The sequence below is a fragment of the Cystobacter fuscus genome (assembly GCF_002305875.1).
Taxonomy (GTDB): Bacteria; Myxococcota; Myxococcia; order Myxococcales; family Myxococcaceae; genus Cystobacter; species Cystobacter fuscus_A.
This window is the reverse complement of sequence record NZ_CP022098.1, coordinates 6265133-6286354: the sequence shown is the minus strand read 5'-3', so window position 1 is coordinate 6286354 and position 21222 is coordinate 6265133. Positions and strand designations below refer to the sequence as shown.

The following is a 21222-nucleotide window of genomic DNA, read 5'->3' as shown; positions in this document are numbered from 1 at the left end:
AGAGTGCTGAGAAAAGCTGAAAAAGGACGAGGTTCAATAACCTCGGGCACGGCCCTTATCACCGTGCCTCCCGAGGGGGTCAAGCCCACTTCCCCCCTCTCCGTCATGACGCACGAGGTCAGCCTCGCACGAGTGCGTGAAAACAAACGGCCGGGCTCCCGCTGGGGAACCCGGCCGCCGTGCCATCCCTCGTGCGAGGGATGAAGCCGACTACTTCTTGAGCTTGCTCGCCATGACGTCGCCGAGGCGCGCCTTGGATCCCTCGGCCTGGCGGCGGAGGTACTCGCGGTAGTCCTCACCCTCGCCGATGAGGGCCTTCATCGACAGGGCGACCTTCCGGTCCTGGGTGTTGATGTCGATGATCTTCACCTCGACATCCTGGGCCTCCTGCACCACGTCACGCGGGTTCTCGACACGCTCCTCCTTCAGCTCGGAGACGTGCACGAGGCCCTCGATGCCGGGCTCGATCTCCACGAAGGCGCCGAAGTCCGTCACCTTGGTGACCTTGCCCTTCACGCGGCTGCCCACCGGGGTGCGCTCGCTGAGCGTGTCCCAGGGGTCCGGCTGGAGCTGCTTGATGCCCAGGCTGAAGCGCTCGTTCTCGACGTCGATGTTGAGCACCACCGCCTCGACCTCGTCGCCCTTCTTGAACATCTCGCCCGGGTGCTTGATGCGCTGGGTCCACGAGATGTCGGACACGTGCACCAGGCCGTCCACGCCCTCCTCGACGCCGACGAACACGCCGAAGTCGGTGACGTTGCGGATCTGACCCTTGATGACCGAGCCGATCGGGTACTTGTCCTCGAGCAGCGTCCAGGGGTTCTGCTCGATCTGCTTCATGCCGAGCGCGATGCGCTTGGCCTTGGGATCGATGTCGAGGACGACGGCCTCGACCTCCTGGCCGACCTCCAGCATCTTGCTCGGGTGCTTGAGGCGCTTGGTCCAGGACATCTCGGACACGTGCACCAGACCCTCGACGCCCTGCTCGATCTCGATGAACGCGCCGTAGTCGGTGATGGAGACGACCTTGCCCTTGACGCGCGTGCCGACCGGGTACTTCTCGTCGGCGCGGTGCCACGGATCCTCCTGGATCTGCTTCAGGCCCAGGCTGACGCGCTCCTGCGCGGGGTCGAACTTGAGGACGACGACGCGGACCTCATCGCCCACGTTGAACATCTCGGAGGGGTGACCGATGCGGCCCCACGACATGTCGGTGATGTGGAGCAGGCCGTCGATGCCGCCCAGGTCGATGAAGGCGCCGTAGTCGGTGAGGTTCTTGACCACGCCCTTGAGGACCGCACCCTCCTTGAGGTTCTTGAGGGTCTCCTTCTTCATCTCCTCGCGCTGCTTCTCGAGCAGCACGCGGCGGGAGAGCACGATGTTGCCGCGCTTCTTGTTGAACTTGATGACCTTGAACTCGAATTCCTTCGAGATGTACTGGTCGAGGTTGCGCACCGGGCGGATATCCACCTGGCTGCCGGGCAGGAACGCCTTGACGCCGATGTCGACCGAGAGGCCACCCTTCACGCGGCCCACGATGGTGCCCTTGACGATCTCATCGCGCTCGCACGCGGCGCTGATCTCGTCCCAGATACGCATCTTGTCGGCCTTCTCCTTGGAGAGGACGACCATGCCGGTGTCGTTCTCGCGGCTCTCCAGGAGGACCTCGACCGGGTCGCCCGCCTTGACGGAGACCTCGCCACGAGGGCTGGTGAACTCGGAGATCGGAACCTGGCCCTCGGACTTGTAGCCGATGTCGACGATGGCATAGTCCTTGGTCACCTGAACGACGGTGCCCTTGACGATCTCGCCTTCCTTGAGGATGCCTTCGCCCCCTCGCTCCTTGAGCGAGGCCTCGAACATCGCGGCAAAATCCTCGTCGCCGACCTCTCCGATCTGCTGGTTCACATTCTGCTGCATTTGGTAGGGAATCCTTGGGAAACGGTGCTACTGCCCCCGGTTGTTGGACGTCGGCCACTCGCGGGGAGCTACGAGTGGCCCGCGATCAGCACCACAGTGGAGCTGACTCGAAGCCGCGCACCCTAGACACCGGTTGGACCGGCAGTCAAGGGAGCACGCGGCCAGGCTTCTGGATCTGTCAATACCGTCGCGGCGCCAAGCGTCCTTCGTGACCCACGAAGAGGCTCATAAGGAGGTTTCGTGCCTTGGCGGGACTGTAGGTCCTGGTGGGTCTCGATGCATGCGGATCATTGGTCCCTGGTCGCAGGGCGATCAGCCGAGCGGCTCGGATCCAGAGCGGACCCCGGGTTTTTCGCGCGCATTCGCTGTCACGGCTGCCAACAAGCGTCGGCTCGTTGTCATCCCCGCCAATGAGGGACGCATGGCGGGAGGGGGCGGAAGGTAGGTTCGTGCGCGATGGCCACCAGGCGCCCCACCCGCCGCGAGAAGACTCCGCGTGCTCCCCGCTCCCCCTCCCCCGCGTCCTCGCGGCGCCGCTCCCCGGAGCAGGCGCGGGAGGCCATCCTCGAGGCGGCCGAGCCGCTGCTGAGTGAACGGGGGCCGGACGGGGTGGGACTGCAAGCGGTGGCGCGCGCCGCGGGGGTGAGCCATGCGCTCGTCACGCACTACTTCGGCACCTACGAGGCGCTGGTGCGCGAGGTGTTCCAGCGTCGGGCCCGGCTGCTGGCGGATGGCTTCTGGCAACGGATGCTCGAGTCCAGGGAGCCCCCCGACATCGGCCAGTGGTTGGAGCTCTTCTCGCCGATCCTCCAGGACGAGGGGAACGTCCGGCTGATGGCGTGGGCGCTGCTCACCGGGCGCGGCGAGCACCTGTCCCTGGACCAGGGTCCGCGCCGGGTGATGGATGTGCTGGAGGCGCAGGTGGGCCGGGTCGCTGCCGTGCAAGGGCAGCCGCCCCCCTCTCGCGAGGCCCTGGAGATGACGCTGCTCGTGGGACTGTGCGCGGCGCAGGGGTACACGCTCGCCCGGCACGTGCTGCTGCCGGGGCTCGGGCGAACCGAGGACGCTCAGGCCGACGCGCGCTTTCGCGCCGTGCTCGCCGCGCTCCTCGATGCCGCCCTCGGATTGGAACCTCCCCGAGGGCGCTGAAGGTCCTCGCTCAGGAGTCCTTCTTCATCCGCGCCAGACGGGAACGGTACAGCCGCACCAGGAAATCATGGAGGATGAGTTCCTGGGCGCGTTGATCCTCCGACAGCAGGCGGTTGACGTGCATGTGGAGGAAGCTCTCCGCCAGCCGTTCCACCGCGACGGTGAGACGGCCCTCCCGCTCGGTCTGGCGCAGTCGTTCCACCACGGGCCGCAGCCGCTCGCCGCGGCGCCGCAACGCCAGCAACCCCGGCCGCGCTGGACCGCGTACATCCGGGGAAGCCGCCATCAGGGCCTCCAATTCCCGGCTCTCCCGGCGGTAGCGCTGAGCAAGCTGCTCCTCGAAACGCTTGTCCACCCGGAACTCGGCATGGAAGGCCGCGCGGGCCCGCTCTTCCACACGCAACTTGTCCTCCAAGCTCAGTCCCAGGTCCTCCAGCAGCGCATCCATGCCCTTGAGGGCCATGCGCCAGCGCACTTCCGCCCCTTCATCCCCGGGGTAGGCCTGGAGCAATGCCAGCACGGCCTCGCTGTCGGCGCTGAAGATTTCCTCGGCCAGTTCGATGCCGACCGGTCCGCCATAGCGCTCCACTTCGCGCTCGTAGGTGTCGAGCTGCACACGCCAACCCGTCCCCTCCTCCAGACTGGCCTCGCACGCGGCGCGCAGCGCGGGCCACACCTCCGACTCCAGGCGCGCGGGCGTCCCGTGGAAGCGCAGCCGCAGGTGCACGTTCGGATCCTCGTAGCGCAGGAAGAACCAGCGATCCACCGCCCCCGAATCCAGCACATGGCGCAGGGTGTCTCCCAGCACGCCGCTCATCAACCGATCCAGCGTGGCCGAGCCGCCGTACAGCTTGAGATACAGCCACTCGGAGCCCGGAGGAAAGCGGCGGGGCACGGCGTGGGGAATGAGCGCCGATGAAGCGGAGCCCCTGGAGGAGGCCTGGCGGACGAAGGGCACCACCACCTCATGCACGTAGTGGCCATCCCCGCCCTCCACGCAGAGCGCGTCGGGACCCGGGAAGAGCTCCTCCAGTTGGAGGAAGGAGCGGTCCTTCACCAGATGCACGAACGTCTCCACGCTCAGGACATTGTCCAGATCCACGGGCAACCGGTTGTCCTCGTCCACCAGACGCACCCAGCGCGGCAGTCGGAGCCGAGCCCGCAGGTGCTGGACGGCGGCGAAGCGCTCGGCGCCCCGCGTCTTCCTCCACTGCCGCAGGGTCTCTTCGTCCACGCGCCACGTCGCCAGCGAGAGCACGGTTCGACCATGGACCACCCGAGGCAGGAAACGCGCCTGTCCCAGGGGACCCCATTGGAAGCGAAGCCCCATGCGGTGGGGGTTCTGCATCATGCACAAGAAGCGGTACACGCCCAGACCATAGGACGCGTAGTTGTGGGCGTTGCTCAGCCGGGGGATGACCTCCTTGCCCAGGCGCCGCGAGCGCAGGACGACGCGCTCCCCCTCCACGGAGACCCAGAGATCCGCCACGGAGATGCATTCGGCTCTCTCGGCGCCCGACTGCCCGAGGAAGGCGATGTCGTGGCGCCGCAGCTGGGGCCTGCAGATGACGTTGCCCATGCGGCCCTGCGGCAGATGGACGATCTCCGCGAAGACGGCGTCCGGCCGCAGGGCCTCCTCGGCGCGCAGGTGCTCGCGCACGCAGCGCTCCAGCTGTGGATCTCCGTGGCAGAAGCGTCCCAGGTACAGGGCACCCGAGGGACCATGAAGTTGCTCGAGGGTTACCTGGAACTCGCCCTGGTCCACCGCCTGGGCGGAGCGGGCCACCACCGTGCCCACCACCCCGAAGGCATCCGGCAGGGGGCTGGTCACCGGAGCCTTCATGGCCTCCAGATCCTCTGGAGTGAGCACCAGTTCCTGGAGCCCCGAGGCCCAGAGCGCCTCCAGTCGGCGCAGCAGGTACTGATGGCGGGACTCCCAACGGCTCCGCGCGCCGCCGCTCGCGTCCTCCCCGGGAAAGAGGAAGCCCGCCAGCAAGGGGCCGGTCCCCGTCCCCCGTCCCCGGGAGAGCGCGAAGCCGATGCCACCCTCCTCGTCCAGCGCCTCCATCAGCGGCACCGCGCGGTTCTCATAGCGCTCGAGGAAGAGGGTGCGGAAGCGGTTGAGCAGGTGTTCGTCGCCCTCGGGCGGAGTGATGGACTGGAGCACCTGGACGCCGCGCAGCATCTCCTCCACCACCTGCGCACCCAGGGTGGCCTCGGACACTGGCCGGAAGGTGTCCACCTGGAAGAGGCGGGGCAGCTCGATGGGAGTGGGCAGGACCTCCAGGCCACGTGCCAGCTCGCGATAGAGCTCGGGCGCATGCCCCGGGGCTCCGGCATCCATCCGGGACAGGGTCTCGTGGACGGCGGACAAGCACTGCCTCAGGGGGGCCAGACCGGGCACGTCCCGCGCGCCCTCGAGCAGGTAGGGCACGGGCTCGGGGCCAGTCAGAGGGGGCGCCCAGGTGGGAACCAGGAGCTGCTCGGCCACCAACGTCTCGAGGTAGGTCAGGGCCTCCTCGAGCGACACCTCGGGATCACTCGCCACCAGCCCGGCCGCCAGTGCCTCCAGCTTCGCGCCGTCCCGGGCCGCCTCCAGCGTGGCATCCAGATAGGGCGTGGGCTCCACGCCAACCAGGTGATAGGAGCGCTCGCGCCCGCGCACCCGCATCTCCAGATAGCGCCACCGTCCCGCGGCACGGTAGAGACTGGTGTTGGGCACGTAGAGCAAGGCATCGCGGACCTCGGGGAGGACGCGTACCTGCTCTACCAGGGCACAGACGTAGTCCATGTCCAGCCGGGTGTGGCGGCGAAGAGTGGAGCGCTCGGAGACACACAACCGGGTCCGTGAATCCATCCGGCCCACGGAGAGGCCCGCGAACAATCCGAAGGGGGTGGCGCGGCCCGCCATGCGCGCGAAATAGCGCACCAGGGAGCGCTCCACCTTCTGTCCGCGCTCCGACTCCGGCTCGGACGCCCACACGCCCAGGCTCTCGTCGAGCACCGGTGAGGCGAGGAAGAGGGCCTCGCGCACCACGGGATCCGCGACCCAGCGCATCAGCCGCTCACGCAGCACGCGCCGGTCCCGCTTCAGTGCATCTTCCAGGGTGATTCCAGAGACCGCGTCGGCCGACTCCACTCCCCGGGCCCACTCCACGAGGGCGTCAAAGGCAAGCAGGGGGGTGCGGAGGGCGAAGAATCCCGAAGCGGTAAAGCTCGGCAGTGGCCGGGATTCAGTCATGGACGCGGTCACGAGGGGCAACAGCCGAGGAGCAGGAGTGCTCACTCAGGCTGTTCCCACCACTTCAGCTCACCACGTCGGAGGACGAGACCACGTCGGAGGACGAGTAAAGCTCATCGCCTTCGCGCCTTCGCGCACCGAGACCTCGGAATCGGCGAGAGCGCGCAGCGTCTCCTTCTTGAGCGACAGCTTCGAGTCCGGCTTGGGCGTCTTCTTGTCGTGGTCCATGACTTCCTCCGGGAGAACAACGGGGAACTCAGGAAAGAGTAAAAAACCCTTCACACCCTGTCAACAGTTACAATACCGATGCAATGACTGACGAGGAGCCGTTCCCCGATGGGCTCGACGAGTGACGTGTCACCTCCGCGCTTCAGCCGAACAGCTTGAACGTCTCGCGGGCGATGACGAGGCGCTGCACCTCGCTGGTGCCCTCGTAGATGGTCTGCACGCGGGCGTCGCGGAAGTAGCGCTCCACGGGGAACTCGTCGATGTAGCCGTAGCCGCCGTGGATCTGCACCGCCTTGTCCACCGCGCGGTTGGACATCTCGCTGGCGAACAGCTTCGCCATGGACGCCTCGCGGGTGAACGGCTTGCCCTCCTCCTTGAGGGTCGCCGCGCGCAGCGTGAGCAGCTCCGCCGCCTGAAGCTCCGTGGCCATGTTCGCCATCATGAAGCTCAGGCCCTGGAACCCTCCAATCGCCTGGCCGAACGCCTTGCGGTCCTTCGCGTAGCGCACGCTCGCGTCCAGCGCCGCCCGGGCCACGCCACACGCCTGCGAGGCGATTCCAATCCGCCCACCGTCCAGGGCGATCATCGCCAGCTTGAAGCCATCCCCCTCCTTGCCCAGGAGGTTGTCCGCGGGAATGGCGCAGTCCTCGAAGGTGAGGCTCACCGTGTTGGACGCGCGCAGGCCCATCTTGTCCTCGTGCTTGCCCACGTGCAGCCCCGGCGTGCCGCCCTCCACGATGAAGGCGGAGATGCCCTTGCCCCCCTGCCCTCCCGTCTGCGCCCACACCACCATCACCCCCGCGAACTCACCCGAGGTGATCCACTGCTTGCTGCCGTTGAGCACCCACGTGTCCCCACGCCGCACCGCCGTGGTGCGCATGGCGCGCGGATCCGAGCCCGCGTGCGGCTCGGAGAGCGCGAACGAGCCCGCCACCGCCTCGCCCGACGTCAGCCGCGTCACGAACTTCTCGCGCTGCGCGTCGGTGCCGTACGTGTGGATGAGCTCGGCGCACATGTTGGTGACGGCCATGGTCACCGACGTCGACGCGCACGCCGCCGACATCTCCATCATCGCCAGCGAGTACGCCACGACGCCCGCCTCGGCGCCCCCATACTTCGCGGAGATGTTCACCCCCATGAGCCCCAGCGAGGCCAGCTCCCGGTACAGCTCCGTGGCGAAGGTCTCCTCCCGATCGAAGGTGCGCGCCTGGGGCGCCACCCGCTCGCGCGCGAACTTGCGCGCGGTGTCCCGGATGAGCGTCTGGGTCTCGGTGAGTTCGAGGTTCACGGGGGGCTTCCTACTTGATGGCCTTGAGGTTGAACGGGTACTCGATCGGGTGCTCTTTCTTGTCCGAGGGCTCGGGGAACGTGATGCTGGTGAGCACGTTCACCACGCACTCGTTGAGCCGCTCGTTCTTGATCGTCGTGCCCGCCTTGGCCACCTGGGCGTTGCGCACGAAGCCGTCGGGAGAAATGGTGAAGGTCGTCAGGATGCGGCCCTCCTCCACATTGCTGCCCTTCCTCGCGAGGATCTCCTCGTAGCACTCCTGGATGTCCCGCGAGTAGTAGTTCATCACCATGCGGATGGAGTCCGGGGTGAAGGGCAGCTTGGTGACGTCCGGCGGCTGCGGCCGGGCCGGCGGCGCGGCCTTCTTCCCCGAGCCACCCGGCTCGGCGGCCGGGGTTCCCGCGTCCGTGGCCACGGATGCGCTCTTCTTGCCCGCCGCGCCCTGCGCCAGCGCCAGGCCGGCCGACAACACCACCGCCATCGTGATCAACGGTCGCTTCATGGGTCGTCGACTCCCTAGTCCTTGAGCAGGTTGGCCGAGATGACGATGCGCTGGATCTCGCTCGTCCCCTCGTAGATTTCGGTGATGCGCGCGTCGCGCACGTGGCGCTCCACGTCCATCTCCTTCGAGTAGCCCATGCCGCCGTGCACCTGCAGGGCCTTGTTCGCCACGCGGCTGGCCATCTCGCTCGCGTAGAGCTTGGCCATGGCGCTCTCGGCGGAGTGGCGCACGCCCTGATCCTTGAGCAGCGCCGCGCGCAGCACCAGCAGGCGCGCCGCGTCGATCTCCGTGGCCATGTCGGCGATCATGAACTGGATGGCCTGGTGCTCGCGGATGGGCTTGCCGAAGCTCTTGCGCTCGCCCGAGTAGCGCACCGCCTCCTCGAAGGCCGCACGCGCAATGCCCAGCGCCTGCGCCGCGATGCCGATGCGCCCGCCGTCCAGCGTGCTCATCGCCACCTTGAAGCCATCGCCCTCCTTGCCCAGCATGTTCCGGGCCGGCACGCGCATGTCCTCGAAGAACATGCTGCACGAGTGCGCCGCGCTGATGCCCATCTTCTTGTCGGGCTCGGCCCGGATGAAGCCCGGGGTGTTGGTGGGCACCAGGAACGCGGTGATGCCCCGGTTGCCCGCTTCCTTGTTCGTCATCGTGAACAGCACGATGGCGTCGGCCTTGGGGCCGTTGGTGATCCAGTTCTTCGAGCCGTTGATGATGTACTCGTCACCCTTGCGCACCGCCGTGGTCTTCTGGGCGGCAGCGTCGCTGCCCGCCTCGGGCTCGGTGAGGCCGAAGCAGCCGAGCTTCTCGCCCCGGGCGAACGGCGTGAGGAACTCCTTCTTCTGCTCCTCGGTGCCGTAGCGCTTGACCGGATCGCAGTAGAGCGAGTTGTTCACGCTCATGATGACGCCCGTGGAGGCGCAGCCGCGGCTGATCTCCTCCATGGCCATGGCGTAGCAGACGTTGTCCAGGCCCGCGCCGCCGTACTCCTCGGGCACCGCCACGCCCATCAGGGACAGTTCCGCGAGCTTCTTCACCGCCTCGGTGGGCCACTGGTGGTGCTCGTCCCACTTGCGGGCGTTGGGGGTCAGCTCGCGCGCGGCGAACTCGCGGCATACCCGCTGGATCTCACGCTGGATGTCGCTCGGCTCGAAGTTCATGGCACTCCTGGGGAGAAAGACGCCGGGTACATAGTATGGGCCATGTGTCCCGGATACAGGGTTGGCTGAAAGGCGGGGCGCCCGAGCACCCGCCGGGCCGTCTACCGGCCGGAGAAGACCGCCGGGCGCTTCTCGAGGAAGGCCTTCATGCCTTCCTTCTGGTCCTCGGAGCCGAAGAGCACTCCGAACGCCTGGCTCTCCAGCTCGTTGGCCGTGCGGAGATCCTGATCGGCGCCCAGCTCGATGACGCGCTTGGCCTGGGAGAGGGCCATCGGGCCGTTCTTGATGAGCTTGGCCGCCACCGCCTTGCAGTGCGCGAGGAGCTGGTCGGCCGGGAGCACCTCGAGCACGAGGCCAATCTCCTTGGCCTTGGCCGCGTCCAGCCGGTCGGCGGTGAAGATGAGCTCCTTCGCGCGCATCTTGCCCACCGCGCGCGCCAGGCGCTGGGTGCCGCCAAAGCCCGGGATGACGCCGAGGGTGGCCTCGGGCAGCCCCAGCTTCGCCTTGTCCGACGCGTAGATGAGGTCGCACGCGAGCGCGAGCTCACACCCGCCGCCGAGCGCGAAGCCGTTCACCGCGGCGATCGTCGGGATGGTGAGCCGCTCGAGCAGGTGCATGACGCGGTGGCCGAGCGCGGAGAACTCCCGCGCCTGTGCCGAGCCGATGGTGGCCATCTCCGCGATGTCCGCCCCCGCCACGAAGGCCTTGTCGCCCCCGCCGGTGACGATGAGCGCGCGCACCTGCGAGGGCAGGAGCAGCAGCGCCGACTCCATCTCGAGGAACGTCTGGGTGTTGAGGGCGTTGAGCGCCTTGGGGCGGTCGATGGTGAGGACGGCGACGGCGCCCTCGGTGTCCAGCCGGATGTTCTCGTAGGCCATGGTGTTGTCCCGTCCTAGTACTTGTAGAAACCGCGGCCGCTCTTCTTGCCGTACCAGCCCGCGTCCACGTACTGACGCAGCAGGGGGCTCGGGCGGTACTTGTCGTCGCCCAGGCCCTCGTGGAGCACCTCGGCGATGTAGAGCACGGTGTCCAGGCCGATGAAGTCCGCGAGCTGCAGCGGGCCCATGGGCTGGTTGGTGCCCAGCTTCATCGCCGTGTCGATGTCCTCCACCGAGCCCACACCCTCCATCAGCGCGAAGCACGCCTCGTTGAGCATGGGGATGAGGATGCGGTTGACGATGAAGCCCGGGAAGTCCTTGGACACCACCGTCGTCTTGCCCATCTTCTCCGCGAGCGCCCGCGTCGTCTGGTACGTCTCCTCGGAGGTGGCCGCGCCCCGGATGATCTCCACCAGCTGCATGATCGGCACCGGGTTCATGAAGTGCATGCCGATGACGTTCTCGGGGCGCTTGGTCGCCGCGGCGATGCGGGTGATGGAGATGGACGAGGTGTTGGTGGCGATGATGCCCCCCGGCTTCACCACGCCGTCCAGCTCCACGAAGATGCGGCGCTTGAGCTCCTCGTTCTCCGTCACCGCCTCGACGGCGAAGTCCACGTCCCGCACCTCGGTGGCGCGCTCGGCGGTGGCCAGGTTCGCGTACGCCGCCTGGAGCCGGGCCTCGTCCAGCTTGCCCTTCTCCGCGAGCTTCTTGAGGCCCGCGCGGATGCGATCGGCCCCCTTGGCGAGACCCTCCTTCGACACATCCACCAGCGTGACGCGCAGGCCCGCCTGCAACGCCACCTGGGCGATGCCCGACCCCATCTGTCCTGCCCCGACGACGACGACGTGCTCCGTTGCCATGGCGTTCGCGACCTCTTTCGAGCGGTTTGGAACCGGGCGGGCTATAGCCCCCGCCCCCCCACCGGTCAACGACTCCCGGCCATCCTCAGGTTCCGCTCCACCCGGAGATCCTCGGTTCCAAGTGTCAGGCGCTCCACTCGGGGCGGCAGGGACGGTCCGTGCTGTCCCCGGGGAAACACCCAGACCTCGTACGTCCCGGCGGCCAGTTCCGCCTTCACGGTGAGTGACGCCGGGGGGCCGCTCGGGAAGGTGAGCATCACGCGCTTGAGCAGGTCGCCCTCCGCGTCCTTCACCTGCACGTCGAGCGCGCGGACGTCACTCCAACCCGGGCCCTCCAGCCGCCACACCAGCTCGCGCTCGGGCACGTCCGAGCCCTTCCACCACCACAGGCCCAGCGCCAGCAGCAGCAGCAACGGCAGCCGCCGCACGAGGGGATGCCGACGCCAGTCCCTCCGCCCCGCCTCGTCCTCCACCCGCCCTACTCCTTCTTCACGGCGGCCTTCTTGCCGCCGCGGCGCGTGCCCAGCTCGGAGATGGCGATCTTGGTGCGCAGGGGCTCGGCCTGCTCCTTGTCGTCCTTGTCCGCGGGCACCAGGCGGATCTGCGCCTTCACCTCGATGGTCATCCCCGACAGGAGCTTGAGCACCTCGTCGCGCAGCTTCTCCGACTGGAGGAAGCGCCGCAGCTCCTCGGAGACGACCCGACCCACCTCGTCCTTCGTCTTCTCCGCCTGCCCGAGCACGTAGCCGAGCACCTCCTTGGGCAGCTTGAGCTGGCCGGCCATCGCGCGCAGCCCCTCCTCCGTCATGAAGAGGGCGCCCAGCCCCGCCACGGCCACCTTGCGCATGAACTCGGGCACGAAACTCGCGCGAGACCCCTCTCCCCGCTCCTGCCCTTCGTCGAGCAGCGGATCGAAGTCCTTGTCGGGTTCCTTGCCGGTCGTCATCGGGGGGCCTCGTGGGGGGACGGGGAGGCGACTAGCGTACCACCGGGAGCTTCACCGCCACGCGCATGTTCTCGGTGGAGACGCGGCCGGCGATGTTGCGCGCCATCGTCCGGAAGGCCAGGGCCTCGGGGCTGTCCGGCGCGCTGAGCACCACGGGCACGCCCGCGTCACCCGACTCGCGGATCTTCAAGTCCAGGGGAATCTCTCCCAGGAAGGGGATGCTGAACATCTGCGCCGCCTTCTGGCCGCCACCCCGGTTGAAGATGTGCGTGGCGTGCGAGCAGTTCGGGCAGATGAACTGGCTCATGTTCTCCACGATGCCCAGCACGGGAATGTGAACCTTGTCGAACATCTGCTTGGCACGCACCACGTCCGCGAGTGCCACGTCCTGCGGCGTCGTCACCAGCACCGCGCCCGCGGCCCGCACCGACTGGGACAGCGTCAGCGCCACGTCGCCCGTGCCCGGGGGCAGGTCCAGGATGAGGTAGTCCAGCTCGCCCCAGCGCACGTCGCGGATGAGCTGCATCAGCGCCCCGTGCAGCATGGGCCCACGCCAGATGAGCGCCTGCTCCGCCTCCACGAGGAAGCCGATCGACATCACCTTGAGGCCGTGCTTCTCCATGGGCAGCAGCGTCTTGCCGTCCGGGCTCGTGGGCTTCTCGGTGATGCCCGTCATCAGGGGCACCGACGGGCCGTAGAAGTCCGCGTCGAGCAGGCCCACCGTGGCGCCATCGCGCGCCAGGGCCGTGGCCAGGTTCACCGACACCGTGCTCTTGCCCACCCCACCCTTGCCCGCGCCCACCAGGATGACGTTCTTCACCTGGGGCAGCAGCGCCTGGCCCTGGGGACCGCCCATGCCGGCGGGCGCCGAGCGCACCTGCGCGCCCCACTCGATGTCGAACGTCTTGAGGCCCGGCACCTGCTTGAGCGCCGCTTCCGCGTCCGCCTGGATCTTCCCCTTCATCGGGCAGGCGGGCGTGGTCAGCTCGATCTTCAGCTTCGCCTTGTCGCCCTCCACGCGGACGTCCTTGACCATCCCGGCCTTCACGAGGTCGATGTGCAGCTCGGGATCCATCACCTTCGACATCGCCGCGAGGATGTCGCGCTCGGAAACGCTCATCTGGAGTACCTGAATCCTTGTGGAACCCCGAGGGCGGGGGACGGCCCTCGGATGGGGCGCGCAATAGCCAGCGGGCCCGGTGGTGTCAACCTCCTCTAATCTTCCACCGGCCCGGATGCACGCCGCCTCATTCGAGCGCCTCCACCCGGTACTCGCCCGCTTCCCGCGTGAGCCGCACCGCCCGTTGCTCTCCCAGGGGGAACGCCGCCCCCTCCTCCGTCACCTCCACCGGGCCCTTCACCGAGAGTCGCGCCCGGCGCACCCGTTCGGCCGCCAGGGGCTCGCGCTGGAAGTCCTCCCGCAGCCGCTCCGGGGTGTACCGGGCCCGCAGAGAGGAGGACAGGAGCGACCAGGCGGTCTCCCAGTCGGCGGCCTCCGTCGCGTCGAGGAACCGCGACAGACAGGCCCGGGGCGCGTCCTGGGGGGACTCCTCGACGACCCGCCAGCCATCCTTCGACTCGATGAGGGACAGCGAGGGGCCCTGGGCCCGGAGCGCGGGAAGGGCCGCGAGCACCTGGGCGATCCGGGCGCGCCGTGCCTCCGTGTCCGCGTAGTGCGTGAGGAACGTGGCGCGCTCCTCGGGGGAGAGGCTCGTCAGGGCGGAAGCGGCCTCCAGCCGGTTCTCCTCCAGGGCCCGGACATAGGCCGTGGCCACCTCGCGGGGGCCCGGAGCATGGGCACAGCCCACGAGGGACGACACCAGCGCGAGGCCGACGGTGAGCGGAAAGCAGCGGAGGGGAAGCTGGCGGAGCATGGGCACGAGGGACCTCCGAGGTTAGCGGAAACCCCCGTGCCGCGCCGCTGGAGAGACGACGCCCGAGCTCAAGGGGAAAGACCCCCACGACGCGCGACGCAGCGCGGCCATGTAGGGCCGCCCGGTTCAAGGCCCCTCGAAGTGGGTTGCGGTGCCTGCTTCGCCAGGTGTCTTTTGTCGGTTCTGTCCAGAATGAAGGACTCGAACATGACAGATGCCATCTTCCCCCATCTGCCACCCGGGACGGATCTCTCGGACCCAAGGCAGTTGCGTCTGAGCGCGGCCCTGCCAGAACTGCCGACCAACGAGGAGCCGCCCCCTCACTGCCCCATCTGTGGTTCAGCTCCGATCGCGCCCGAGAACTCGGGGATGGACTTTCCGGAAGGCACGGTGGTCTACGCCTGCCTGGGCGCCTACGCCCCTCCAGAGCCGGAGGAGCAGGAGAAGCCCAGGGGGTGGGAGGCTGTTCCCCCTTGTTGGAACGTGTCCGCCGAGAGGGCGCTAGAACTCGTGGGCAGTTGGTGCCTCCGCCATCCAGAGTGGGTCCCCGTCGGTAGGCTGTTGCAAGGGGTGAGCAACCGACCCGCCCCCAAGTTGCCCGAGTCTGGAATCGGAGTGTGGTTGCGGTTACGAGAGCTGAAGGCGGAGCGACTCCCTGGCTCCTGCCCCATCTGCGGGTCGGGCGCGGCGCACCAGGACGACTCCTTTACCCGTTATGAATGCGGTGCATTGTTCGGCTTGACGAGTCGCGTCCCCGACGCTCAGGGGAATCTTGTTCCGGAGCAATGGGACGGAGAGTTGCCCTGTGGGAAGCCCTCCCTCCTCCAACTCCTGACGGTGCTCGGCAAGAGATTTCCCCCCAACAGCTGGGCCGCGGATACCTGCAGGAGAGCCCTTCAACTCGTCCGTGCATGAAGGATGGGCCCAGCGTCTTCTCGGGCGCTTGACGGCATCTCAGGGCACCTGCACGCCGTTGGCCTTGATGACGTCCCGGTACCAGAGCGCGCTGTCCTTGGGGATGCGCTGCTGGGTCTTGTAGTCCACCCAGACGATGCCGAAGCGCTGCAGGTAGCCGCGATCCCACTCGAAGTTGTCCATGAAGGACCAGACGAAGTAGCCGGCCAGCGGCGCGCCCGCGTCCATGGCCTTGCGGGCCGCGAGGAAGTGGTCGCGCAGGAAGTTGAGCCGCTTCACGTCGGGCACCCGGCCCTGGGCATCCGGCGGGGTCGAGAAGCTTGCCCCGTTCTCCGTCACGTACAACTTGCGCGGCCCGTAGTCGACGTGCAGCCGCGTGAGCAGCTTGCGCAGGCTGTCCGGGTGGACCTCCCAGCCCATCTCCGTCCACTCCGACTCGGGCGCGAGGTGCACCGTGCGCGGGTGGTTCCTCTCCTCGGACACCTTGTCGCTGCGCAGCACCGCGCGGTTGTAGTAGTTGACGCCCAGGAAGTCGGTGTCCACCGCGATCGCCTCGAGGTCCCCCGGCTGCACCACCGTGAAGCCCTCGGACGGCAGGTGTCCGGCCTTGATGTAGTCCGCGATCATGTCCGCCGGGTAGTGACGCCCGTACAGCGGATCCAGGAACCAGCGGTTGAAGTAGCCGTCGTGGTGGCGGAACGCGTCGTAGTCGGCGGCGCTCGGCGAGGCGGGCTCCGCGGGCGACAGGTTCAGCGTGATGCCCACCTGGGCGCCCGGGCTCGCGGCGCGGATGACGGGCACCGCCCAGCCGTGCGACAGCAGCACGTGGTGGCTCGCCGCGAGTGCCAGCCGGAAGTCCTTGATGCCCGGCGCGTGCAGGCCCTTCTCGTGGCTGAGCAGGCTGATGCACCAGGGCTCGTTGTGGGTGATCCAGTTCTTCACCCGATCCCCGAGCGCGCGCGCGACGACTTCCGTGTACTCGACGAACGCCTCGGCGGTGGAGCGCCGGGGCCAGCCGCCCTGATCCTGCAGCGTCTGGGGGAGATCCCAGTGGTAGAGCGTCACGAACGGGGTGATGCCCGCCTCGAGCAACCCGTCCACCAGGCGGTTGTAGAAGTCGAGCCCCTTCTGATTCACCTTGCCCCGGCCCGTGGGCAGGATGCGCGGCCACGCCACCGAGAAGCGGTAGGCCTGCATCCCCAGGCTCTTCATCAGGGCGATGTCCTCGCGATAGCGGTGATAGTGATCACACGCCACGTCGCCGTTCGTCCCGTCACCCACCTTGCCGGGCGTCTTGGAGAAGCGATCCCAGATCGACTCGCCCCGCCCGTCCTCCGTCGCGGCGCCTTCGATCTGGTACGACGAGGTGGCGGTACCCCAGAGGAAATCCTTCGGGAAGCTGATGAGTGACATACGTGTGCTGGAGCCTCTTGAACGAGGGAAGAAGGAGGGGCGCTACGCCTCGGCGGTCTTCTCCGGAGCGGCCGCGGTGCCCTGGCCGTGGAGGTGGCAGCTCACCCAACGGTTCGCGTCCAGTTGTGTTCTGCCCGGCATCTGCTCGCGGCAGACGGGCAGGACGTGGGGGCAGCGCGCGGCGAACGGGCAGCCCGGAGGCGGATCGATGAGCACGGGCGCGCCCGGCTTGCCCTTGAACTCCCCCGTCATGGGATTGGTCGGATCCGGCACCGCCGACAACAGCAACTGGGTGTAGGGGTGCGCCGGGCGCTGCATCAACTCCTCGCTCGGAGCGCTCTCCACCAGGTGCCCCGCGTACAGCACCATGGTGCGGTCCGCGAAGTAGCGCGCGCTCGCGAGGTCGTGCGTGATGTACAGGTAGGAGATGCCCCGCTCCTCCTTGAGGCGCTCCATCAGGTTGAGCACGCCCACCCGGATGGAGACGTCCAACATGGAGATGGGCTCGTCGGCCAGGATGACGGAGGGCTCGGGCGCCAGGGCACGCGCGATCGCCACGCGCTGGCGCTGTCCACCCGAGAGCTGGTGCGGATGCTTCTCCGCGACCTCCGCGGCCGGGTTGAGGTCGACCGTCGTGAGCAGCTCGTGCACGCGCGCCCGGAGCTCCTCGTCGGTTCTCGCCTTGTTGTGCAGCATCAGCGGCCGCTCGAGGTGGTAGCCGAGCGTGTGCACCGGGTTCAACGAGCCGAACGGATCCTGGAAGATCATCTGCACGAGCGAGCGGTAGTCACGCGACGCGTGCTTCGGCTCCTCGGCGAGGACGTCCCGTCCCTTGAAGACGATCTTCCCGCCCGACACGGGCATGAGCCGCGCGATCAACCGCGCGATGGTGCTCTTGCCACTGCCCGACTCCCCCACCAGCGCGATGACCTCGCGCTCATGGAGGGAGAAGGAGATGTCGTTGAGGGCGCGCAGGCGCTTCGGTTTGAAGCCACCGCCCACGTTGAAGTACTTGGTGAGGTTCTTGACCTCGAGGAGCGGCTGACGCTCGGGAGCGGGGGTCGTCATGGGGCGTGGAGGTGGCAGACGCTGAGGTGGTGGGAGCCGAACGTGCTCACCTTGGGCTCTTCGGTCCGGCAGTGAGCCATCACCTGCGGGCAGCGGGGGTTGAAGCGGCAGCCCGGGGGAGGAACGCGCATGTCCGGCGGCGAGCCCGGAATGCCCACGAGCTTGCCACGCGGCCCACGCAGCGAGGGCGCGGAGCTCAACAGCCCCTTGGTGTACGGGTGCTTGGGCGTGTGGAACAGCTCGCTCGAGGTGGCCGTCTCCACCACCCGCCCCGCGTAGAGGATGGCGATGCGCGTGGAGAACTCGAGCAGCAGCGACAGGTCGTGCGTGATGAACAGGATGGAGAAGCCCAGCTTGTTCTTCAGCTCGGTGATCTGCTGGAGGATCTCCTTCTGCACCACCACGTCGAGCGCCGTCGTGGGCTCGTCCATGATCATCAGCGGCGGATCCAACGCGAGCGCGATGGCGATCACCACGCGCTGGCGCATGCCGCCCGAGAGCTGGTGCGGGTAGCTCGACAGGCGCGAGCTGTCGATGCCCACGAGCTTGAGCAGCGAGGCGGCCTTCTCCATCGCCTGGGCCTGCTTCATCGGCACGTGCGCCTGGATGGCGTCCGCGATCTGCTCGCCGATCGAGAGGATCGGGTTGAGGGCGTTCATCGCGCTCTGGAACACGAACGACATCTTGCTCCAGCGGAACTGGCGCAGCTGCTCGTTGTTCATCGCGAGCACGTCCTGGCCGTCGAAGAGCACCTCGCCGCCGGTGATCATCGCGGGCGGGCGCAACAGCCGCAGCAACGCCTGGGCCGCGGTGGACTTGCCACTGCCCGACTCGCCCGCGAGCCCGAGCACCTCGCCGCGGCCGATCTCGAAGGACACCCCGTCCACGGCGCACACGGGCCCGGAGGGCGTCATGTACTCCACGCGCAGATCCCTCACCGAGAGCAGTGGCTGCGCGGGGGCAGTCGCGATTGCGTTAGCGGCCATGACGCTTCACCACCGGGGTCGACAGACCCTCTTCCAGTTTGTTGAGCTTGAGCATGCGCGTCCAACCGCGATCCGTGCGCAGCCGGGGGTTGGTCATCTCGTCGATCGCGAAGTTGATGAGCACGAGCGCGAAGCCGACGAGCGCCACACACACGCCCGTGGGCACCACCGTCCACCACGCGCCCGTCAAGAGCGCCGCGTTGTTGCTCGCCCAGTACAGGTTCGTCCCCCAGGTGACCACGCCCACGTCGCCGATGCCCAGGAACTCCAGGCCCACCTGGGCGCCAATGGCGTAGATGGTCGCGGAGATGAAGCCGCTCATCAGCAGCGACGTCATGTTGGGGAGGATCTCCCGGAAGATGATGCGCAGGTGGCCCTCGCCACTCACGAGCGCGGCGGACACGAAGTCCTTCTCGCGCAACGCCAGCATCTGCGAGCGCAGCACGCGCGCGTTCCAGGCCCACCCGGTGACCACCAGCACCACGCCGATGGTGACGGGCCCGGGCCGCAGGTAGGCCGCGATGACCACGGCCATGGGCATGCCGGGGATGATGAGGAACACGTTGGTGAGCAGCGACAGGGCGCTGTCCACCCAGCCTCCGAAGTAGCCCGCCGTCATGCCGATGATGGCGCCAATCACCATCACCGTCAGGCCCACGATGAAGCCCACCGTGAGCGACGTGCGCGCGCCCGCCACCGTCTGCGCGAGCACGTCCTGGCCCTGCCCCGTCGTCCCCAAGGGGAACTCGGCCGAGGGCGCCTCGTGCGGCGCCCCCACGAACGCGCCCGGGTCATGCGACACGAGCAGGGGCCCGAAGAGCGCCATCGCGATGAAGAAGAGCACCAGGCCCACCCCCACCGACGCCTTGCGGTTGCCCAGCAACTGCCAGAGCAGTCCCGTGCGCGGACTCCTCCGGGCCACCGGCTTCACGCCACCCGCCTCGCCCATTTGCGCAACACTTTGATTCGCGACTTGCATTGTAGGCTCCCGCCCTCGACTCCCGTTAGCGCGCACGCGTCCGGGGATCGAGCCATACATAGAGGATGTCCACGAGGAGATTGGCGCCCAGCACCGCCAGGGTGATCGTCAGGAAGATGCCCTGCATGAGCGGGTAGTCCTGGTTGCGCACCGCCTGGATGAGCAGGTAGCCCTGCCCGGGGTACGAGAACACGATCTCGGTGAGCAGCGAGCCGGACAGCACGAAGCCGATCGCCATGCCGAACCCGGTGATGTTGGGCAGCAGGGCGTTGCGCGCGGCGTAGTGGAACATGATGCGCCCCTGCGACAGGCCCTTGGCGTTGGCCAGCGAGATGTAGTCCTCGGCCAGCACACCCACCATCGTGCTGCGCATGCCGAGCATCCACCCGCCCAGCGAGGCGACGACGATCGACGTGGCGGGCAGCACCATGTGCTCGGCGACGCTCGCGATGAACTCACCGCTCAGCGACGGCGCGATCATGTCGCTGTAGGCGTGGCGCAGCGGGAAGGCGCCCAGCGAGTAGCCCAGCCCGTAGAGCACCACCATCGCCAGCCAGAAGTAGGGAAAGGCGCCCAGGAAGCTGAGCAGCGGGGGCAGCGTCGAGTCGAGCCAGCCCCCGCGCCGCCAAGTGGCGATCACCCCAAGCAGCGAGCCCAGCGCGAAGCTGATCATCACCGCGGTGCCCGACAGCAGCAGCGTCCACCCCAACCCCGTGCCGATGACCTCCGTCACCGACGCCGGGAAATAAGCCACGGAGATGCCCAGATCTCCCTGGAACATATGGGACAGATATGTGAAGTATTGCTGCAGCAGCGGCTCGTTGGTGAAACCAAACGCGGCGCGCAGGGCCTCGATGGCCTCGGGCTGGAGTTGACCCGCGAAGCGCGCGAACATCGCCGACGCGGGGTCTCCCGGCATCATCCGGGGGATGATGAAATTGAGCGTGAGCGAGGCCCACGCGGCGAGGGCATAGAGCCCCAGGTTCTTCAATAGATGACGCACGGCGCTTGACTCTCCGCGATGAAGATGTCTCGGGCTTGAGCCCGCTCCGGGACGGAGCGGGTGGGTCTGCTGGGGCTGTGGGGGATCCGCTTCACGAGGGAGTGCCCTTTCGGACCTCCTTCACGCATCGTTGATTACCACGAATCTCCAGCGGAAAAAGCCCTCCAATCGATTTCCGCAAACGTTTCGATTCCCCCAGAGGGTGTTGCGGCGCGTCAATTGCTGCAATGCGTCGAGCAAAGTGTCTGCATTTGAACGGCGACGCGCTCCGAGGCGCCTTCTACCGCTGCCGGGGGACGGCGCCCGGAGGCCGGCAGCGGGAACAATAGACATCTCCCTCATACACGAACATGTCTGACTGAATCGTGTCAGCGCATGCCGAGCATGTCTGGATGGAAGTCTTCCCCGCGCTGGCGGGAGCCGCCTGGAGATCCGTCACGCCCTCCAGCCGCGCGTAGCCGCCCGCGTCCAACCAGAGCCCCTCGCAGTGCGGGCAGACCTCCACGGGGCCGGCGCGCGTCACCACCCGGGCGAGCCGCTGGCCACAGTCCGGACAGGCCAGGGGGGCGCTGGCGCAGGTGGCGCACGTGCCGCGCTCCGGGGGAATCAGGTGGCCCTTCTTCCGGCAGCGCGAGGGGGCCCGGCGCGCCGCTCCGAGGAAGGCCCGCAGGGGAGGACGATCCGGCACGCGCGCCCACGCCCCCCGGGGAAACCACAGCCCGTGGCACTGGACGCACGTGCCCACCTCCACGTGGGAGACACGCAGGGGCCGAAGCTGCTCGTTCGCGCACAGGGGACAGGGTCGCGCCATG

General features: G+C 68.0%; 19 protein-coding genes. 1 reads left to right on the top strand and 18 read right to left on the bottom strand.

Annotated elements, in window-relative coordinates; all coding sequences use genetic code 11:
- Positions 1–210: 210 nt before the first annotated feature.
- The gene (locus CYFUS_RS25605; RefSeq protein WP_002621058.1) at positions 211–1920 is read right to left on the bottom strand and encodes a 30S ribosomal protein S1; all 1710 of its coding nucleotides are present in this window, start codon (positions 1918–1920) and stop codon (positions 211–213) included.
- A 456-nt stretch (positions 1921–2376) separates the two neighbouring features.
- Between CYFUS_RS25605 and CYFUS_RS25600 the strand changes: the two genes are divergently transcribed.
- Positions 2377–3069, top strand: a complete 693-nt coding sequence (locus tag CYFUS_RS25600; RefSeq protein WP_095987615.1) for a TetR/AcrR family transcriptional regulator — start codon at positions 2377–2379, stop codon at positions 3067–3069.
- A 10-nt stretch (positions 3070–3079) separates the two neighbouring features.
- Here the strand turns inward: CYFUS_RS25600 and CYFUS_RS25595 are convergent, their stop codons facing one another.
- From CYFUS_RS25595 to CYFUS_RS25515, 17 genes are all read right to left on the bottom strand, one after another.
- Positions 3080–6310: a lantibiotic dehydratase gene (locus CYFUS_RS25595; RefSeq protein WP_095992222.1), complete on the bottom strand. Its 3231-nt coding sequence runs from the start codon at positions 6308–6310 to the stop codon at positions 3080–3082.
- 69 nt (positions 6311–6379) lie between these two features.
- Positions 6380–6538 carry a hypothetical protein gene (locus tag CYFUS_RS50920; RefSeq protein WP_157758653.1) on the bottom strand — a complete coding sequence of 53 codons (159 nt, stop codon included), beginning with the start codon at positions 6536–6538 and terminating at the stop codon, positions 6380–6382.
- 142 nt (positions 6539–6680) lie between these two features.
- Entirely contained in the window at positions 6681–7826 is a 1146-nt protein-coding gene (locus CYFUS_RS25590) for an acyl-CoA dehydrogenase family protein (RefSeq protein ID WP_095987614.1), read from the bottom strand.
- A 10-nt stretch (positions 7827–7836) separates the two neighbouring features.
- Entirely contained in the window at positions 7837–8328 is a 492-nt protein-coding gene (locus CYFUS_RS25585) for an AgmX/PglI C-terminal domain-containing protein (RefSeq protein WP_095987613.1), read from the bottom strand.
- A gap of 14 nt (positions 8329–8342) precedes the next feature.
- On the bottom strand, positions 8343–9485 hold the full coding sequence (locus CYFUS_RS25580) for an acyl-CoA dehydrogenase (protein ID WP_095987612.1): 1143 nt from the start codon (positions 9483–9485) through the stop codon (positions 8343–8345).
- Positions 9486–9586: 101 nt separating this feature from the next.
- Positions 9587–10363 carry an enoyl-CoA hydratase-related protein gene (locus tag CYFUS_RS25575; RefSeq protein WP_095987611.1) on the bottom strand — a complete coding sequence of 259 codons (777 nt, stop codon included), beginning with the start codon at positions 10361–10363 and terminating at the stop codon, positions 9587–9589.
- 14 nt (positions 10364–10377) lie between these two features.
- On the bottom strand, positions 10378–11226 hold the full coding sequence (locus CYFUS_RS25570) for a 3-hydroxyacyl-CoA dehydrogenase family protein (RefSeq protein WP_095987610.1): 849 nt from the start codon (positions 11224–11226) through the stop codon (positions 10378–10380).
- Between the two features lie 65 nt (positions 11227–11291).
- On the bottom strand, positions 11292–11699 hold the full coding sequence (locus tag CYFUS_RS25565) for a hypothetical protein (RefSeq protein ID WP_095987609.1): 408 nt from the start codon (positions 11697–11699) through the stop codon (positions 11292–11294).
- A 5-nt stretch (positions 11700–11704) separates the two neighbouring features.
- Entirely contained in the window at positions 11705–12172 is a 468-nt protein-coding gene (locus CYFUS_RS25560) for a hypothetical protein (RefSeq protein ID WP_095987608.1), read from the bottom strand.
- A 31-nt stretch (positions 12173–12203) separates the two neighbouring features.
- A complete protein-coding gene (locus CYFUS_RS25555; protein ID WP_095987607.1) occupies positions 12204–13292 on the bottom strand; it encodes an Mrp/NBP35 family ATP-binding protein in 1089 nt (362 codons plus the stop codon).
- A gap of 127 nt (positions 13293–13419) precedes the next feature.
- Positions 13420–14046: a hypothetical protein gene (locus tag CYFUS_RS25550; protein ID WP_232537828.1), complete on the bottom strand. Its 627-nt coding sequence runs from the start codon at positions 14044–14046 to the stop codon at positions 13420–13422.
- A gap of 954 nt (positions 14047–15000) precedes the next feature.
- Entirely contained in the window at positions 15001–16374 is a 1374-nt protein-coding gene (locus CYFUS_RS25540) for a GH1 family beta-glucosidase (protein ID WP_095987604.1), read from the bottom strand.
- 42 nt (positions 16375–16416) lie between these two features.
- Positions 16417–17442 (bottom strand): ABC transporter ATP-binding protein, encoded by a 1026-nt coding sequence (locus tag CYFUS_RS25535; protein ID WP_095987603.1) that lies wholly within the window; start codon positions 17440–17442, stop codon positions 16417–16419.
- Positions 17439–18428, bottom strand: a complete 990-nt coding sequence (locus tag CYFUS_RS25530; RefSeq protein WP_232536788.1) for an ABC transporter ATP-binding protein — start codon at positions 18426–18428, stop codon at positions 17439–17441. Before CYFUS_RS25530 ends, CYFUS_RS25535 begins: the two co-directional genes overlap by 4 nt.
- A complete protein-coding gene (locus tag CYFUS_RS25525) occupies positions 18418–19407 on the bottom strand; it encodes an ABC transporter permease (RefSeq protein ID WP_095987602.1) in 990 nt (329 codons plus the stop codon). The genes CYFUS_RS25530 and CYFUS_RS25525 overlap by 11 nt, the downstream gene beginning before the upstream one ends.
- Positions 19408–19432: 25 nt before the next feature.
- Positions 19433–20410 (bottom strand): ABC transporter permease, encoded by a 978-nt coding sequence (locus CYFUS_RS25520; protein ID WP_095987601.1) that lies wholly within the window; start codon positions 20408–20410, stop codon positions 19433–19435.
- A 280-nt stretch (positions 20411–20690) separates the two neighbouring features.
- The gene (locus tag CYFUS_RS25515; RefSeq protein ID WP_198316061.1) at positions 20691–21221 is read right to left on the bottom strand and encodes a zf-TFIIB domain-containing protein; all 531 of its coding nucleotides are present in this window, start codon (positions 21219–21221) and stop codon (positions 20691–20693) included.
- Position 21222: the final 1 nt, after the last annotated feature.

Coding starts and splice junctions, on each gene's coding strand:
- CYFUS_RS25605 (WP_002621058.1), bottom strand. CDS start 1,920: ATGCAGCAGAATGTGAACCAGCAGATCGGAGAGGTCGGCGACGAGGAT.
- CYFUS_RS25600 (WP_095987615.1), top strand. CDS start 2,377: ATGGCCACCAGGCGCCCCACCCGCCGCGAGAAGACTCCGCGTGCTCCC.
- CYFUS_RS25595 (WP_095992222.1), bottom strand. CDS start 6,310: ATGACTGAATCCCGGCCACTGCCGAGCTTTACCGCTTCGGGATTCTTC.
- CYFUS_RS50920 (WP_157758653.1), bottom strand. CDS start 6,538: ATGGACCACGACAAGAAGACGCCCAAGCCGGACTCGAAGCTGTCGCTC.
- CYFUS_RS25585 (WP_095987613.1), bottom strand. CDS start 8,328: ATGAAGCGACCGTTGATCACGATGGCGGTGGTGTTGTCGGCCGGCCTG.
- CYFUS_RS25580 (WP_095987612.1), bottom strand. CDS start 9,485: ATGAACTTCGAGCCGAGCGACATCCAGCGTGAGATCCAGCGGGTATGC.
- CYFUS_RS25575 (WP_095987611.1), bottom strand. CDS start 10,363: ATGGCCTACGAGAACATCCGGCTGGACACCGAGGGCGCCGTCGCCGTC.
- CYFUS_RS25570 (WP_095987610.1), bottom strand. CDS start 11,226: ATGGCAACGGAGCACGTCGTCGTCGTCGGGGCAGGACAGATGGGGTCG.
- CYFUS_RS25560 (WP_095987608.1), bottom strand. CDS start 12,172: ATGACGACCGGCAAGGAACCCGACAAGGACTTCGATCCGCTGCTCGAC.
- CYFUS_RS25555 (WP_095987607.1), bottom strand. CDS start 13,292: ATGAGCGTTTCCGAGCGCGACATCCTCGCGGCGATGTCGAAGGTGATG.
- CYFUS_RS25550 (WP_232537828.1), bottom strand. CDS start 14,046: ATGCTCCGCCAGCTTCCCCTCCGCTGCTTTCCGCTCACCGTCGGCCTC.
- CYFUS_RS25540 (WP_095987604.1), bottom strand. CDS start 16,374: ATGTCACTCATCAGCTTCCCGAAGGATTTCCTCTGGGGTACCGCCACC.
- CYFUS_RS25535 (WP_095987603.1), bottom strand. CDS start 17,442: ATGACGACCCCCGCTCCCGAGCGTCAGCCGCTCCTCGAGGTCAAGAAC.
- CYFUS_RS25530 (WP_232536788.1), bottom strand. CDS start 18,428: ATGGCCGCTAACGCAATCGCGACTGCCCCCGCGCAGCCACTGCTCTCG.
- CYFUS_RS25525 (WP_095987602.1), bottom strand. CDS start 19,407: ATGCAAGTCGCGAATCAAAGTGTTGCGCAAATGGGCGAGGCGGGTGGC.
- CYFUS_RS25515 (WP_198316061.1), bottom strand. CDS start 21,221: ATGGCGCGACCCTGTCCCCTGTGCGCGAACGAGCAGCTTCGGCCCCTG.